The organism is Pseudonocardia sp. ICBG601 (assembly GCF_020496245.1).
On sequence record NZ_JAHLJA010000036.1, the window covers coordinates 121,144 to 136,112 of the forward strand.

Here is a 14,969-nt window from a genome sequence, read left to right on the forward strand (position 1 = left end):
CCTCACGTCCACGCTGAGGCCCAGATGGCGCCTCCCGGTAGCGGGGGGACCCCCGAACGCTCTCCGGCGATCTGAGAGCTCAGAAGGCTTCCCTGAGCACGCGAGCGGTGGCAGGTGCGGGCGTTCGTTGCGGCTTGTCCCATTCGCCGTGCTGGCGTGCTTCGTAGATCAGGCGCCTGATCGTTTCGCAGGTTTCGCCGGTGGCTTCGGCGATCTGCTTGTAGGTGAGTCCTTGGTCGCGCAGGGCGGTGACGCGGGCGCGGCGGGCTTTGGCGCGGGCGAGGTACTCCGCGCGGGGTTCGGCGGCGATGGCGCGGACGGTGCGTTCGGAGACGCCGGCGCGTTCGGCGACTTCGCGAGCGGTGCGTTTGCGGCGGCGGGGGTTCAGCGCTCCCATCCGAACGCCTCCCGCTCCACACGGCCACGAATCTGGCCCGTCTGTGCCGCCTTCAGCTCGCCCCTTTTGTGGCCGCGTGCGGTTTGGATGGCGTGGAAGGTCTCCTCGTAGGCCTTGGGGCCGTTCCGCCAGAGCCGGGAGCGGGTCAGGATCCAGCGGCTGATCGAGTCCGCGATCGCCCGCACCTCCGCCGCCGGGAGCGGGTCGCTGAAGGCCTGGTTGCGCTCAGCCGCCCCGGCCCGGATCGCGGCTTCCAGCCCGTCGGGGTCGCCGAAGTGGTGGCGGACCTCCCGGTAGGCCCACCGCCGCGCGGTGGTGAACAACGCGCAGTTCCGACCCGGCCCGGACGGGTCGAGCAGATGGGCCTTGCGGCGCATCCAGCCCGGCTCAGGCATCGACCCCGACGCCGCCAGAGGGGCGTGGAGCTCGTCGAGGCTGTAGCGGTGGTAGTGCACGTGATGGGCGTTCCAGCGCGGGTGGAACGGGTTCTTCGTCAGCAGCCCGCCGTAGTCCCGGTCTCCACCCGTGGCCCGGCGGAGCCCTTCCAGGACCGAGGTCAGGTAGCTCAACGGCTTGAGCCGGGCGTAGTCGGTCGTGGTCACCGGCTCGGCCAGCACCCACCCCAGGTGGGCGTGCCCGTTGACCGGATTGCTGATGATCAAGTTCGGCAACGCGTGGCTGTCGCGCGCCGACAGGCCCCGCAGCTCGGCGTCGGGCTCGTCGCAGTCGATCACCACCAGGTTCACCATCCCCGCGCAGTTGGCCTCCAGCAGCTCACGAGCGAGCGCCCGCCGCCGCGACATCCGGTACACCCCACGAGATGGATCATCCGCCGCCAGCGGCCGACGCGGAAGCCACAACCCGTCCCACGCCTCCCACGCATCCAGATCCGCCGCCGCCAGAACTTCCTCCACCGCCGCCGACACCGGAACCGGACCAGGCGGGGGGACCCCCGCAGCGGGGGTCGGGGGCAGCTGGGGCACGGGGGCCTCCGGACGGGGCAGGGAGCGGCTTCAGGGCGCGGAGCTACGCGCTCTCCTTCTGCGCGTGCGCGGAACATCTGACTTGGGGTTTTGCCGTCCCAGAACACTACTGCCTAGTCAGCTAGTTCAACGACAGCGACACGCCGGACTGGTTCCATCCACGAACCAGCTGCTCAACGAGCGCTCGCGGGGCGAGTTGCCGCCTGTACGCGCCCCAGCATCGGCCGACGAGCGACATGGCGGCGCTGCATCGAGGCGGCTGTCACTGCGCGCTACGAACGGCGTTTCAGGGCACCGAGTTCTCTCAATCGCCAGCGCAGTTGCCAGTCGGGACTGTCTGGTGTGATCTGCGCAGAAGGCGCTCGATCGCAGGAGCTGACGCACAGCCAACCACGCCCATCATAATTATTCCGAAGCTAACCAAGCCGAGTAGGAAAATTATCCCTATGTGCAGTGCGCAAGACAAGAAGAACGCCGCCATAGGCTGATTCCCGCGGCGAACAAGTAAGATTGCTATAGCCGTTTCTCCAATTATCACTCCCCATGTCAGCGCCAAGCTCACAGTAGGCTGCTTGGTCAGCCATAGAAAAATTTCTCCTGTTGGCCCGGACACCCCGAAGGACTCCATACGTGTCACGTAGTAGATCGCCGTGCCATCCTGCCACTGCGATACTTTTAGCTTCGAAACTGCGCTATTGAGATAGACGTACGCCACCTGGAGCGTCAAGGCCACCTGTCCGGCCCAAGAAATACCATGGAGTGCGGATATTTTAGCATTGTCAGCATGGCAACTTTTCTTGGACCAATGCCAGCGACGACGATCGTTTGCGACGGCAAGAGCGATCAGCAGCGTACAAACTTGCAGAACTGTCTCGCCGCCATCCGGGAGAGATACTGACGTATGAACCGACAGTGAGACCCACACATGGAGCAATGCTGTGAATCTTGGATACAGACCAGAGGCAACTACCGCCAAGAGAGCCACGAGCCACCAGGCCACTGTTTGCTTGCCCACATTAGGGAACATGCAGAAAGCGGACAGAGTCTGCAGGAAATCCTGACAAGGTAGAATTGTTCCAGAGTCGCCCACCGGAACAAATAGATGAGTCGCTGGCGTGAGCGCGAGAACGCTTATCTGTCCCACGGCTAAAGCAGATCGAGCGACCCCCATGAACTGGGATTCGCTACAGTGGGCGTCAAGTGCCCGATAAAGGGAATCTCTTATGCTGCGTGGCAATCTCAGCAAGTTACCTCCACGAGCGCTCCGCGTTCATTCTCTCTGACTTCTTTATAGAAGTCACGGAAGGCCCAGGGGACCGGTCGAGTTTCCATTACTATTGCCCGCCCGCAGACCGTGGGAACCGGGCTGGAGTTCCTTACAAATGTTGGACTGCCCGCCCAGACTTGCTTATAGCAGGCCGACCCATGTTTATTCTCGCACATCTGCCACTTAAGGGGTTCGTTGCTCAAATTCGCGATCTCTGGTCCCTGTGCTCGTTGACTTCGCAGAAGCCCATACCAGTTCTCGAAGCGACTGTTAGGTAGCGACGAACCCCCTTCGAACGTCCTTCCCCCGTCTGCAGAATAGATCGGTACATACTCTGGATCGTTAGGAGGTTTCGTAAAAAAAGCCCAGCCTTCAGGAAGGGCACTAGCAACAATTTTGCGGACAGCTCCGCCGTCTCTCCAGGAGACAACATTGCTCGGCAGCGCGAAGAACACCGCCATACTCAATGTGCTCAGGAGGACTCCTAGGCACAGGACAGCCGCTAGTGCCACCCTGTGTCTAGCAGGCACCTCGATCCGTCTCATCTAAACGCAGCAGCGACTTCAGCAACTACCTGCTCGCGCTCAAACTGGTTCGCTGGATTGTCTCCATCAAGATAGAATGTCACTACGCCTAGGGTTGCAAGAGCGAATGTTGCCACTCCAACGTTCGCATACGCGACAGCATTCGCAACACCGAGAGCGTTGACGTAAATCGCCACATAAGCTCCCATGTAAGTCCAACCGCGTGCATAGTCGCTAGGCGCACCCTGCTGAATTTTCTGATTGCTGTGCGCAAATTCAATGAAGCTCTTCGTGAACGACCTCAGCGCTTCATCAACTCGCTCCGGATCTCCCGACTGCAGAGGCTCTGAAACACTCGAATGGAAGCTCGGGGACGTGCGCAGATAGTCTCTAATGACTCCCATCAGTGGTTCATCTAGAGTATTCGGCTTGTCAGGGGCGAACCCGAGAATCGTGCGTAATTGCGGATGCTGATCAGCAGCGTCCCCCTGGCCTGCCAGAAGCAGTTTTAGAATATCCACATCAGAATATCCCGTTAATCTCGCCAAGTCGCCATGGTCTTCCCGTTCGACTACTGTTGCGGAATTAGGTGCAGGCATCGCGGACGCCCAAGCTGGTCCTGCTGAAATGGCAGCCATCACTCCGGCCACAATAACTACGGCGATCGTGCTCCGAATCTTCATTTCGGACTCACCTCTTCTGTTTACTTGCTTACTTTTCCTGAGATGTATGGGTCAGCGATGAGGAGTACCAAACCCTGCCCTCGCGCTCAGTGCAGAGCGCTCACGAATCTGGAGTAGAATCGCTGTCCGTTGGGGAGATGTGAGATGCGGCGTTATGTGCGATAACGGCACCCGCCGCTAGGATGGAAGTCGCTGCTAGCAAAGATACGAGCCCTACCACGAATGCAGCGAAATCTTGGATAGCTCCTGCTGCTGCCATCCACGCAACTACAGCTGTTATCGCAGCGCCGAAATACCCTGTTGCCGCGGTGCTCATCATCCAAGGGACAGCTGCGATATGGCCTGTTCGCCACGCGCTATCTGACGCCATCGTGGCACGCGTGCGAATCCCTAAAGCCGCATTTCGATCGAGCTCTCCTTTTTTGACGGCGACCGCTATATAGTGAGCCACTCCAGAAACCATGCAGATCCCTAGCGCAAGGATTACCACCGCAGGCATACGCCCCGCCCTCGTATTCGTCAATAGCCGCGTAGGGACTATTGGCCTCAATTTGGCCAGTGTGACCATACCTGCCCCGTTACCCCCCCCCCCCGGACAGGTGGGCCTCCAGGGGCAGCCCGCCTCGCCATTATCGTTACAATACGGAGTAATTCAGAAACCTGCAGTAGCGTCCGCATGAAGTCAACGCTGCCAGGACGGCATGTAAATCGACCTAATCGGACAATGCGGCTAGATCGACGGTGCATCTACGCCCCGCATCTACTGATGCAGAAGGAGCCCAACACCTCATTCGGCAACCTCGTGGCGTAGGCCGGCCGCTCACGCCGCCCCGGGGCGCCAGCAGGGCCCCGGCAAAGTCGTGATGGGTGGGTCCTGAGCTGCGGTGATGTGGGGGGTGGGGGTGGGTGCGGACACAGGCTTGGCGTGATCATGAGGGTGTCGAATCCTTGCTCACGTCAGGAAGCCTGTGTCCGCAGTGTCAGTGTCTCCGATCGTTGCTGCTCTGGAAGGCCTGGAGGTCGGTCCTGACGCGGGGAGAGCCGCGCCGGTCGGTGAGGCGGCGGGGTTGTCGCTGGTGGAGGCCCTGTCGCGAGTGCCGGACCCGCGGAAACCACGCGGTGTCCGCCACGGTGTCCTCGCGGTGTTGCTACTGGGGGCGTGCGCGGTGTTGGCGGGGGCCCGGTCGTTCACCGCGATCGCCGAGTACGCCCATGACGTCGGCCGCGCCGTGCTGGACGTGCTCGGGGTGGGCGCGGTCGCTCCGCACGAGTCGACCATCCGCCGGGTCCTGCAACGGGTCGACGCCTCGGCGCTGGAGGCGGCGTTGCAGTCCTGGGTGTTGCCCCAGCTCAGCGCCCAGCCGGCCCCGGAGGGCACACCCCGGCGAGAACAGCGTCGCGTGCTGGCCTTGGACGGCAAGACCCTGCGCGGCGCCCGCGTCCGTGCCGCCGACGGCAGGGTCTGGCTCCCGCATCTGGTGTCGGTGCTCGACCAGACCAGCGGTGGCGTGCTCGGCCAGGTTCAGGTCGCAGAGAAGGGCAGCGAGATCACCGCGTTCACCGCGCTGCTCGACCCCCTCGACCTCGACGATGTACTGGTCACCGCGGACGCTCTGCACACCCAGCGAGCCCACGCCGACTACCTACACCGCCGCGGCGGGCACTACCTGATGACGATCAAAGCGAACCAGCCCACGCTGCTCGCGCGGGTACGGGCGCTGCCCTGGACCCAGATCGGCGTCGCTGATCGTCAACGCGGGCGTGGGCACGGCCGCGTCGAGACCCGCACGATCAGCGTGGTCAGCCTGCACCCCTGTCCCGACCTGGGCGCAGAGTTCTTCCCCCACGCATCCCAGGCGATCAAGCTGGTGCGCCGGCGTCGCCCACTGCGGCCTGGCGGGAAGTGGAGAACCGAGACCGCCTACGCGATCACCAGCCTGACCAGCACCGACGCCGATCCAGGACTGCTCGCCCGCTGGATCCGTGGGCACTGGTCGATCGAGAATCGCCTGCACTGGGTCCGTGATGTCTGCTTCGACGAAGACCGCGCCACCGCCCACACCGGTCACGCCCCGCAGGTCATGTCGGCGTTGCGGAACCTCGCGATCACCGCGCTACGCCTGCACGGCGTCAGCAACATCGCCGCAGCACTCCGCCACCACGCCCGCGACCCCCATCGACCACTGACCACCTACAAGATCATCTAGCGACTTTGCCGGGGCCCTGGGGGCGCCAGCACGGCACCTCGGCCAGGCTCTTCACCGCCCACCGCAGACCCGGAACCGCCGCACCCGACCGCGCGCGGCGGGCCGAGGACCGGTCCGCGAACTCCGACACGACCTCCTCCAACGAAACCACCACCTGGGCTGCCGTTTGAGGCGGCTACGGCGATCTGGGGGCGTTTGTGGACGTCGCGGTACCCACTCGCCGCGGACAAGTTCGACGACGGCGTGTGGCGGCAGACCCGGGCGGCGGCGATGACCCGGATGCACGTCGAGCTGCACCCCAAGCAGGTGTGGGGGTTGATCGGCATCGACGGCGACAGCGCGGACGCGGTCCTGCGGATGGTCTCCACCGTCGACAGCCACCCGATGCCGAACGTGATCATCGAGAACCCCGTCAACGGCCACGCCCACGCCGGGTTCGGCATCACGACACCGATCAACGTCACCAACTACGGATCACGCCGCGCGGTCCGCTACGCCCTCTCGATCGAAGAGGCGCTGCGGCGTGCGGTGGGTGGGGACCCGTCCTATCCCGGGCGGCTGATCAAAAACCCGTTCCACTCCCGCTGGATCACCCACATCCTCCACGACAAAACCTCCACCCTCACCCAGTTCGGGGCGATCCTGACTGCCGCCGGGCACATGCCCGGACGCGGCTGGCACAACCAACGCCGCCGCGCACCCGTCGGCTACTCCCGCAACGAAACCCTGTTCCACATGGTCCGCCGCTTCGCCTACCGGGAAATGCGCCACCACTGGGGCGACACCGAGGGCTACCGCGCCGCTGTCGCCAAACACGTCGCGATCCTCAACGCCGATTTCCCGATCCCCCTCGGAGGGAACGAACTCGGCCACATCTCCCAGTCCATCTCCGACTGGACCATCAACTACTCCCGCATGTGGAACGACGGCACCGCCGCCTACGACGCAGCATTCTCCGCCATCCAAGCCGCACGCGGACGCAAAGGCTCCGGACGCAACGGAGGACTCGCCCGCGGTGCAGCTCAGGCTGAACTGGCCCAGCCGTTTCGGGAAGCCCTGATCCGAGCGGCTCGCTCATGACCGCCCGGGTCCCGGAACGCCGCACCAAGACAGGACGAGAACTCGCCGCAGAGTTCGGCGTCTCTCGTTCTACTGTTGTCCGGATAATCGCCGAACCTCGACACGAATACGAGCGCCGGGCCCGCCAGCGCCGCGCCATGGCCGTGAGCCTCCGCCTCCAAGGGCTGACCTACCGCGAAATCGCCGACCGCACCGGCGACAGCGTCGGCTGCCTCCTCGCTCAAGCCCGCCGCCACGGCGAATGGCCCGCCGCGGCAGAACGCCGCACCGGCAGTCACACAGAGTGAGATTTCGGGGGATGTCCCGAAACGACCCCCAACCCTCACCACCCCTCACCACCCTCACCACCCCGAACGTTTGCCTAGGTCAGATCGCATTTTCGAGTGGTGAGGGTTGGAGGGGTGGTGAGGGTTAACCCTCACCACCCCCACCCTGAACTACCCGCTCAGGCAGACCGAAGGTCGCCCCGCATGCGGCCTGACCAGCTACGATATCGACTCGACGACCACCTGGCGATCATCCTCACCGTCAGTAACCAGGTCGGGTGTGTAGCGCCGCCAAGCGTCAGCGAATGACTCGCGGCGGAAGACCTTGACCTGCCCGAGCCCAGGGAACCGGGCTTGCACGGACCGGATGTCGTACTCGCCCAGCAGTCGTCCGAGTCTCGTCGCGGTGAGTCCTTCGCCGCGTGGTCCGTAGTCGGCCCACGGGGCTTCGAGGTCGGCGCGGAGCTGCTGGAGGAGCCGCATGGTCGGCAGCGCCTGCTCGTCCCCGAACGCTGCGTGGCAGTCCGCGAGGAGCCGGATGCGTTCGGACCGATCGTCCCCGGTGTCTTCGGCTTGGAGGTCGAGGATGGCGCCGCGTGCGCGGTCGGGCCAGTGCCCGCCTGCGTGGTCGGCGATGGCGATGAGTGGTTCCCAGGTGTCAGCGGCCCGGTCCTCGACGGGCATGACGGGTTCGGCGGCTTCGAGTGCGGTGAGGTCGTCGCGGAGCCAGCCGTGCAGCCGCTCAGCGAGCTTCTGAAGGCGTGGCCGGTCGCGTCGGTGCCTGTAGGGGGCGACGGTCTCTCCGGGTGCTCTGCGGCGCATCTGGACGACCACGGCGCGGTCTTCGATGGTGTCGGGCATGCGTCCGATCCCGGCCAGCGCCGCCATCGCGAACGTCGAGATCGACTCGACCCGGTTCTTCGCGAGGTCGTAGCGCTTCGCGGGCCGGTTCCGTTGGTGTCCGGCGTTGAGGAGTCCGCGGAGGTCTTCGTGTCCGGTGGCTGTGGGCCCGAAGATCGTGTCCGCCTCGTCGACGAGCATCGTCGGTGGATCAGCGGTGATGGACCGGTAGACCGCTGCCGGTGTGGCGTTGACGGTGATGAACGGGGCGTGGCACGCACCTTCGACGACATCGAGGAGGCGGGATTTCCCGCAGCGCTTCTCCGGCGCGCGCACGACCAGCCGCGGCGCGTGCGCCCAGGCAGGTTGAGCGTGGGTGGCGGCGATCCAGAGCACGACACCGACGACGGCGGCGTCGGAGGGCAGCGCGACGTAGCGGCGCAGCGCGGTTTCGAGGTCGTCGAGGATCACCGCCCCGTCGGTGCCGGGAACGATGTTGCCGGTCGGTGGCGGGGTGAAGGTGCCGGATTCGGAACCTTCGGCCTGACCTGCGGGAACCTGGTCATCGTGGGCGTTCATGCGCTCCTCCTGAAGGTGGTTGCGGTGGTCGGGTGGTGTCGCCAGAGCCGTCCGGTCACCTCGGGCTCGTGCGGGTGCGACACGAACCCGCCGCTCGGCCGGTAGGTGCGCAGTTCGGCCGCTGGGTGGCTGTCCGGGTAGCGGCGGGACGCGTCCTGCATGGCTGCCAGGTCGTCGGCCCAGTACCAGCGCCCGCGCCACGGCCCGTCGACCAGCACGGCGAGTTCCCGGCCGTCAGCGGCCTGGGCAGCCAGCCGGGACCGTCGGTGCGCGGCGGGAAGGTGCTGCCGCGTCGCTTCCGGTCCTCGCCCGCCCGGGCGGGCTGCGGTCCGGGTCGACTTGCCCACGACCAGCTGTGGGGCTGCGGTGGTGGTCATGCCGCGTCCCCGCGTGCCCATCGGGTGGGGTCGCCGTGGGGCGGATACCGGCGGCGCATCAACTCCGCGAGGGATGGCTGTCGGGCGAGTCCGGCAGCGGTGTAGGTGACCGAGACCTGCTTGCTGGCGTCGCGAAGGGCGGTCCAGTGGGCGTGGCGCAGGTCGGCGACCTCGACCCCGATCCGGGCGGCGACTAGTAGCGGTGCGGTCGGCTGGGCTCGTCCGAGGACGGCCGCGAGGACGGCTGGGTCGACGAAGCTGATCACGTCCAGGGCCTCGGCCCGATCCGGATCGGACAGACGCGGGACCGGGACCGGCAGGGCCCGAGAGTCCGGCAGGTCAGGTGTTTCCGGCGTTTCAGGACAGTGACTGTGAGTGTTCATTAGGTCTCCTGTTTTCGGCATGCGAAAAGGGAGGGAGGGAGGCACCGAGATGTCTTCTTCCCTGCGTGTGGGCGGGTTTCAGAGGTGCTGGAGGGGGTGGGTCCCTGGGGTCCCTGGGTGACTGTCAGTGCAGGTCAGGTTGGGGAGGGACCCTTCGGGGACCCGGGAGGGAGAACTCCCTGGGTCCCTCCCGGGTCCCTGAGGGGGTCCCTCAGCTCAGGTCGTCGGGCCACTCGCCTGATTCGTCACTGTCGGTGACGGAATCGGTGGGTGTGTTGCGGTCGGTGAGGGCTTCTGCGATGCGGTCGGTGGAGACTTGTTTGGTGCCGCCGGTCTTGTAGGGCTTGGCCCCGTCGGGGAGTGCGTCGGCGAGGCGTTCGAAGGTCCAGGTCCCGTAGTGGGCGCGGTCGAGTTCGGCGAGCAGGGCGAGTGCTTCCTGGGTGCGCATCCGCTTCGCGCCCGCCTCGGTGAGGACGTGGAGCAGGTCTTCCAGAAGGTCCCGGCGCGGGGCTGGCGCCGGGGTGGTGGCCGCTCCGGTGGCGAGCCCGGCCTCTTCCCGCAGCTTCACCGCCCGCTCGACGATCGGTGTCAGCTCGTCGACGCCGTCGCCGCGTTGGATGTAGAAGCAGCGCATCAGCCCGTCCCGGCTGGTGAAGCCCGATGTCATGGCGGTGCCGAGGTCTCCGAGGTCGACGGTGCCGTCGGGGGCGATGCTCATGGGTTGCAGGGTGGTGGCGGTGATGCCTGCGGTGTGTTTGCCGGTGCCGAGGATGGCGTCGTTGCCGTGGTGGTCGCCGATGGCGAAGCACGCCCGGTTGGACAGGACCTTCGCCACCGCTCTAGGTAGGGACTCTTTCGAGGGGACTGGTGTCGCGAACAGGAACGTCACCCCGTACTTGCGGGCTTTCGCGACGATCTTGGCGACCAGCTCGGCGGCTTCGGCGCCGACGTCGGAGACGAACAGTTCCTGGCACTCGTCGATGACCACGACGCGGGGCCGCATGGACGGGTCGGCGGCGGCGAGTGCCCGGGTCAGCTTCGGTTCGCCCGCTGCGGACAGTTTCCGTCCTCGTTCCGACAGCTCCGACATCAGCTGCTTGAGCCCGTCGAGGACCGTCGGCACCTCGTCGGGGTCGTCGGAGACGAACAAGGTCCGCGCGACCGGGGTGAAGGGGTCGTAGTCGGCGTTGTGGGCCATGCAGTAGATGTCGATCTCGACCAGCGGGTCGAGGATGGCCCCGGCGAGGACGTCGATGATCAGGGTGGATTTGCCGGAGCCCATCATTCCGGCGATGCCCCAGTTCGTGCCGAACAGTCGGCCGTTGACCAGGTCAGCGCGGGGGGTGACGCCGACGGGGACACCGGTGAAGTAGTCGGTGGTCCCCTCGGTGAGTAGCGGCCAGGGCGCGACCGGTTTGGTGAGTGAGCCTTGGTCGGCGACCCACAGGTCCAGCATGCCGGGGTGGTCGCGGGCTTCGGTGGGCCACACCTCCACCGGCAACCTCAGGAGGTTGTGGGCCAGGACGTCTTTGCGCTTGTTGAGCATCTCGACGGTGACGCCCTCGGGTAGCAGGAATTGGCAGTGCCAGCCCTTCCCGTCATGGACCGGTGGGAGGTTCCAGCGGGGTGCCCAGCCCTGCTTGAACTTGCTGTTCAGTGCGCTCAGGCCGAGGTTGCGCAGGGCGTTGACCACGGCGCTTTCGTCGACGATCACACCCCGCCCGCTGCCGTCCTCGTCGTCGGTGGGTGGTGCGGTCCAGGTGGGTGGGGTGGTGCGGGCGCGGCCGAGTGCCCACAGCCCGACCACGGCCCCGCTCAGCGCCACTGTGGCGAGGACAGACGCGTAGACGGTCACGAAGGTGACGACCCACGCGATCGCGTCGATCACCGTGCTGATGGGGGCGATGACCAGGGAAACATCCCGAGAGGCGATGGCGAGGACGACACCGAGGCCGACCAGCATGCCGAGGGCGATCAGGGCGCTGACTCCGGCGGCGCGTAGCCAGGACAGCGGTGCGTTGATCCAGTCCATCACCCGGCCATGGCGCCGCTGCTTTTCGGCGGTGTCGCGGGCCTCCCATTCCAGGAGCCGGTCCTGGTCGCCGGCGATTTCGGCGGCGCGCATCTGCCGCTCATACCGGGAGGTGCCGTGGGTGTCGCGCCAGCGTTGGATGAGGACTCCGGCGCCGGAGAACACGAACCACGTGTTCCTGACCAGGGCTTTCGTTGTGGTGACGGTGACGGGGTGGGTGGCGGCGGCGAGGGCGCTCCGGCCTGCGGTGTGTAGGTCGGAGCGGTAGAGGTCCCGCCGCGACACCACCACGTCGGTTCCCGGTGTCGAGGCGCTGTCTGTCTGCGGGCCGCAGGTGTGGTCGACGATCTCGCCCTCGACCACCACCGGGGCTTCGGAGCCGGTGTCGGTGTCGTGTTCGTGGTTGTCGGTGTGGTGGTGCAGGGTGATGACCGGCGCCAGCCTGTTCTCCTTGTCGTGGTGTTCGGGGCTGGCGCCGCCAGCCCCCTTCTCCTGGCCGTCGTGGCGGTTGTGGTCGTCGTTGTTCATCGCGTGCCTCCGGCGGTCTCGTCGCGGAGTTGGCGGGCGCGGGCGGCGGAGCAGCGCAGCGTCCGGCGGATGGATTCGGCCGAGCCGGGGTCGACCCGGCCCTCGTCGACCGCGGCCCGGAGCTGGTCGCGAAGATCATCCAGGCTGCGGGGAGTCGACCCGGTTTCAAGATCATGGTCGGGGTCGACTCCGCCCCTCGACGATGATCTTGGGTGGGTCGACTGTCGCAGGTCAGCCCTCGACTCCTGATCCGACTCTTCTGGTGTGCGGTCGAGGACGGCGAGGCCGCCCCCATGATCATCGTCGAGGTGGGAGTCGAGGTCGGAGTCGAGGCAGTCGAGGTCCGGGTCGTCCTCGTAGTCGAGGTCGTCGGTGAGGCGGGAGCCGACACAGCCCGCGCCTTCGACGAGGGCGGCCAGTGCCCAGTCCCAGTCATCGGCGCGGCCGATGGCGACCGGTGCGACCGGTGCTGCGGGGTGGTCCGGGCCGGTCGTCGCGGCGAGCGCCCGGCGGCGGACCTGGTAGGTCCCGGGCCGGTAGACCAGGCACGCAGTGCCTTCGGTGTCGATGACTGCTGCCGCGTCGCGGACGGCGAGCCGCCGGGCGCGGCTGGTCTTCGTCTCCACCAGCGCTGCCAGCCGCACCGACCGGCGCTCAGCCCGGGAACGCGGCGCCCCGGCCAAGGTGAGCTGGTGCGCGGCGACCCCGGCGATCGACACGATCGCCATGACAATCCCGGCGGTCCAGCCTTGGTCGAGGCCGTGGAGGAGGTTCATCGAGGCCGCGACCAGGGAGAACAGCACCACCCCGACCTGCAACCCGACCACCGGCCGGTGTGGGTGTCGGTGTCGGGAGGCGACGACGGCGATAGCGAAGGCCCACATGCCGAGTTCGGTGATCCCGGCCAGGAGCACGCCGAGCGGGCCGTAGATGGTTTGTCCGTAGGCGGCCATCGCGGGTGCGGCCAGGGCGAACGAGAGCAGCGCGATCGGGTAGATCAGCAACTCCACCACGTGGGCAGAAGCCCAGGTCAGCACACGGGCGCGGGCAGCGACCCAGGCCGCTGCGCGAGTCTGTCGCCGCTCAGTCCGGCGTCGCTCAGCGCTCTCGCGGTCGGCCCGGGCGCGGTCGCGGCGGGCGTTCTGCTCGGCGATCCGCCGCTGCGCGGCAGCATCGGCGGCCTCTTGAGCGAGGCGGGCCTCCAGGGCGCGGGCCTCTCGCCGCTCGGCGGCTCGGCTCGCGGCCCATGAGTGGTGCGGGGAAGACGAGGTCGTGGTCATGCCCCGGTCCTCCCCTCAACCCGCTCAGCGGGCGACTCATCGGCACCGGAGACAGCGTCTGCGGCGGGCAGTTCGCCCCGGGTAGTCGAGGCCGGGACGGCTCGGCGGACCTGCCAGAGGCGCAGCTCAGCGGCAGCCCACCAGCCGGTCACGAAGCCGAGCGGGGCGGCGAACCACCAGGTCAGGCCCAGTGTCGCCCCCGCCAGGGCGGCGACGACACCGATCTCAGCGGTCCGGTCCCGGACCGCTGAGACGGCGCGGTGAAGGTGCGTGTTCATGCCGCTTCACCACCCTGACCAGCCGAAACAAGCACATGCCGTCGGGTCGGAAGCGTCAGCAGACGGCCTGCGGACGCCCCGTCAGACGGCCCGGTCGGGGCGTCTGAGTCGTGGAGGAGGTCGCTGTAGAGGCGGTCGATGACCTGCTCGGTCAACCCGTCCGGGCACCACGAGAATCCCTGGTCAGCGCCGGGATCAGGGTCACTGTCGGGGGAGTCTGGAAGAAAAGTTCCACCCACCGGTGGAGACGTGAAGACGCCAAGGGCAGCATGGCCCACAGCCGATCACCTGTTCTCTCAGGTTGTTCGGTTAGGTCGCCGCCCCGGATTGGACTCCTGGGCGGTGACCGCAACCCGGCGGGGATCGCCGGACTGCCTCTCTAGCTAGACACGGTGCCGCGCGGCCTGTCAAGACTCGCCCCTGACCCGTTCTCCGCCTCTCGGCGACACCTCCACCGTCGATCACGGAACGTGACATCGATGGCGATGGGGTGTCGAATACTCGTTCCTGCTGGTCAATAGCTTGCTTGGTGGCCCGCGGAGCGGTCTCGTTGTCATGGACTAGGCGGATCGATCCGCCTAGTCCCTTCAATCCGCCTACGATCAACTTGGGTCCTGACCTGCGGATCGGTCTCGATCTAGGCGGGTTAGGCGGATGTAGGCGGATTGAGGGGCGTTTCGGGACATCCCCCGAAATCTAACTCTGCGTGACGAGTCGGGGGCGGGGGCTCGGTCGCCGAAGCGCTCGATTTTCGGGTGTGCGTGGTTGCGTTTCCGGTGCTGTAGGTTGTGGCGTTTCGCAGGTGTTGTCGAGCGCCTACTCGTCGCCTCTTCTGCCGCTTGGGGTACCGGATGGCTGCCGTTGTGAGTGTTACGGATGCAGCCCTTTTACGTGAGGTCCGGGGTGGTGGTGTGTGCGGTATTTGGTCTGTTGATTCTGCGCTTTTAGAGGGTGTCTCAGGATGGATTTAGTATTTGCCTGCACGGTGTTGGGGTCTGCGTGGGAGCATGGTGTCCGCCCGATGCGTGATCCGGCGGATGCGGGGTCTGCCGCGCTGCCCTGAGGGTCGCGTGTCCTCGGGGATGTCGGCCCGAGAAGGGGCCTACTAGTTCCCGAGAGGGGCTTTGTTGCTCCCGAGAGAGCCCAAGATCGTTTTCGGGGCTGTTTTCTGGACTTTCCTCGGGGTGTTCTCGGGTTGGGTATCGTTGTGACCTGCGGTTGTGTGGATGGTGGAGTGAGTCCCGGTGGGTCGGGCTGGCGCCCGA

The 14,969-nt window shown here is 66.3% G+C and carries 13 protein-coding genes; 2 read left to right on the top strand and 11 right to left on the bottom strand.

Annotated elements, in window-relative coordinates; all coding sequences use genetic code 11:
* Nucleotides 1-79: 79 nt before the first annotated feature.
* The 5 genes from KPL57_RS14110 to KPL57_RS14130 all read right to left on the bottom strand — a co-directional run bounded on the left by KPL57_RS14110 (nucleotide 80) and on the right by KPL57_RS14130 (nucleotide 3,854).
* Complete coding sequence (locus KPL57_RS14110) at nucleotides 80-397, bottom strand: hypothetical protein (RefSeq protein ID WP_226351958.1); 318 nt, start codon at nucleotides 395-397, stop codon at nucleotides 80-82.
* On the bottom strand, nucleotides 385-1,200 hold the full coding sequence (locus tag KPL57_RS14115; protein ID WP_226351959.1) for a replication initiation protein: 816 nt from the start codon (nucleotides 1,198-1,200) through the stop codon (nucleotides 385-387). Before KPL57_RS14115 ends, KPL57_RS14110 begins: the two co-directional genes overlap by 13 nt.
* Nucleotides 1,201-1,684: 484 nt before the next feature.
* Nucleotides 1,685-2,551 carry a sporulation-delaying protein SdpB family protein gene (locus tag KPL57_RS14120; protein ID WP_226351960.1) on the bottom strand — a complete coding sequence of 289 codons (867 nt, stop codon included), beginning with the start codon at nucleotides 2,549-2,551 and terminating at the stop codon, nucleotides 1,685-1,687.
* 68 nt (nucleotides 2,552-2,619) lie between these two features.
* A complete protein-coding gene (locus KPL57_RS72110; RefSeq protein ID WP_374203711.1) occupies nucleotides 2,620-3,192 on the bottom strand; it encodes an SdpA family antimicrobial peptide system protein in 573 nt (190 codons plus the stop codon).
* Entirely contained in the window at nucleotides 3,189-3,854 is a 666-nt protein-coding gene (locus KPL57_RS14130) for a hypothetical protein (RefSeq protein ID WP_226351962.1), read from the bottom strand. Before KPL57_RS14130 ends, KPL57_RS72110 begins: the two co-directional genes overlap by 4 nt.
* Before the next feature lie 983 nt (nucleotides 3,855-4,837).
* Here KPL57_RS14130 and KPL57_RS14135 point away from each other — a divergent pair.
* Complete coding sequence (locus KPL57_RS14135) at nucleotides 4,838-6,061, top strand: ISAs1 family transposase (RefSeq protein WP_226350739.1); 1,224 nt, start codon at nucleotides 4,838-4,840, stop codon at nucleotides 6,059-6,061.
* 270 nt (nucleotides 6,062-6,331) lie between these two features.
* Complete coding sequence (locus KPL57_RS14140) at nucleotides 6,332-7,141, top strand: replication initiation protein (protein WP_374203712.1); 810 nt, start codon at nucleotides 6,332-6,334, stop codon at nucleotides 7,139-7,141.
* A 485-nt stretch (nucleotides 7,142-7,626) separates the two neighbouring features.
* Here KPL57_RS14140 and KPL57_RS14145 read toward each other — a convergent pair whose 3' ends face one another.
* The 6 genes from KPL57_RS14145 to KPL57_RS14170 form a co-directional block, all read right to left on the bottom strand.
* A complete protein-coding gene (locus KPL57_RS14145; protein WP_226351964.1) occupies nucleotides 7,627-8,718 on the bottom strand; it encodes a DUF3631 domain-containing protein in 1,092 nt (363 codons plus the stop codon).
* Between the two features lie 104 nt (nucleotides 8,719-8,822).
* Entirely contained in the window at nucleotides 8,823-9,203 is a 381-nt protein-coding gene (locus tag KPL57_RS14150) for a hypothetical protein (protein WP_226351965.1), read from the bottom strand.
* Complete coding sequence (locus KPL57_RS14155; protein WP_226351966.1) at nucleotides 9,200-9,469, bottom strand: hypothetical protein; 270 nt, start codon at nucleotides 9,467-9,469, stop codon at nucleotides 9,200-9,202. Before KPL57_RS14155 ends, KPL57_RS14150 begins: the two co-directional genes overlap by 4 nt.
* A 328-nt stretch (nucleotides 9,470-9,797) precedes the next feature.
* Nucleotides 9,798-12,146, bottom strand: coding sequence for a cell division protein FtsK (locus tag KPL57_RS14160; protein ID WP_226351967.1), 2,349 nt, complete (start codon nucleotides 12,144-12,146; stop codon nucleotides 9,798-9,800).
* The gene (locus tag KPL57_RS14165) at nucleotides 12,143-13,426 is read right to left on the bottom strand and encodes a hypothetical protein (RefSeq protein WP_226351968.1); all 1,284 of its coding nucleotides are present in this window, start codon (nucleotides 13,424-13,426) and stop codon (nucleotides 12,143-12,145) included. The genes KPL57_RS14160 and KPL57_RS14165 overlap by 4 nt, the downstream gene beginning before the upstream one ends.
* Nucleotides 13,423-13,704, bottom strand: a complete 282-nt coding sequence (locus KPL57_RS14170) for a hypothetical protein (protein WP_226351969.1) — start codon at nucleotides 13,702-13,704, stop codon at nucleotides 13,423-13,425. Before KPL57_RS14170 ends, KPL57_RS14165 begins: the two co-directional genes overlap by 4 nt.
* Nucleotides 13,705-14,969 lie beyond the last annotated feature (1,265 nt).

Coding starts and splice junctions, on each gene's coding strand:
- KPL57_RS14110 (WP_226351958.1), bottom strand. CDS start 397: ATGGGAGCGCTGAACCCCCGCCGCCGCAAACGCACCGCTCGCGAAGTC.
- KPL57_RS14115 (WP_226351959.1), bottom strand. CDS start 1,200: ATGTCGCGGCGGCGGGCGCTCGCTCGTGAGCTGCTGGAGGCCAACTGC.
- KPL57_RS14120 (WP_226351960.1), bottom strand. CDS start 2,551: ATGGGGGTCGCTCGATCTGCTTTAGCCGTGGGACAGATAAGCGTTCTC.
- KPL57_RS72110 (WP_374203711.1), bottom strand. CDS start 3,192: ATGAGACGGATCGAGGTGCCTGCTAGACACAGGGTGGCACTAGCGGCT.
- KPL57_RS14130 (WP_226351962.1), bottom strand. CDS start 3,854: ATGAAGATTCGGAGCACGATCGCCGTAGTTATTGTGGCCGGAGTGATG.
- KPL57_RS14140 (WP_374203712.1), top strand. CDS start 6,332: ATGACCCGGATGCACGTCGAGCTGCACCCCAAGCAGGTGTGGGGGTTG.
- KPL57_RS14150 (WP_226351965.1), bottom strand. CDS start 9,203: ATGACCACCACCGCAGCCCCACAGCTGGTCGTGGGCAAGTCGACCCGG.
- KPL57_RS14160 (WP_226351967.1), bottom strand. CDS start 12,146: ATGAACAACGACGACCACAACCGCCACGACGGCCAGGAGAAGGGGGCT.
- KPL57_RS14165 (WP_226351968.1), bottom strand. CDS start 13,426: ATGACCACGACCTCGTCTTCCCCGCACCACTCATGGGCCGCGAGCCGA.
- KPL57_RS14170 (WP_226351969.1), bottom strand. CDS start 13,704: ATGAACACGCACCTTCACCGCGCCGTCTCAGCGGTCCGGGACCGGACC.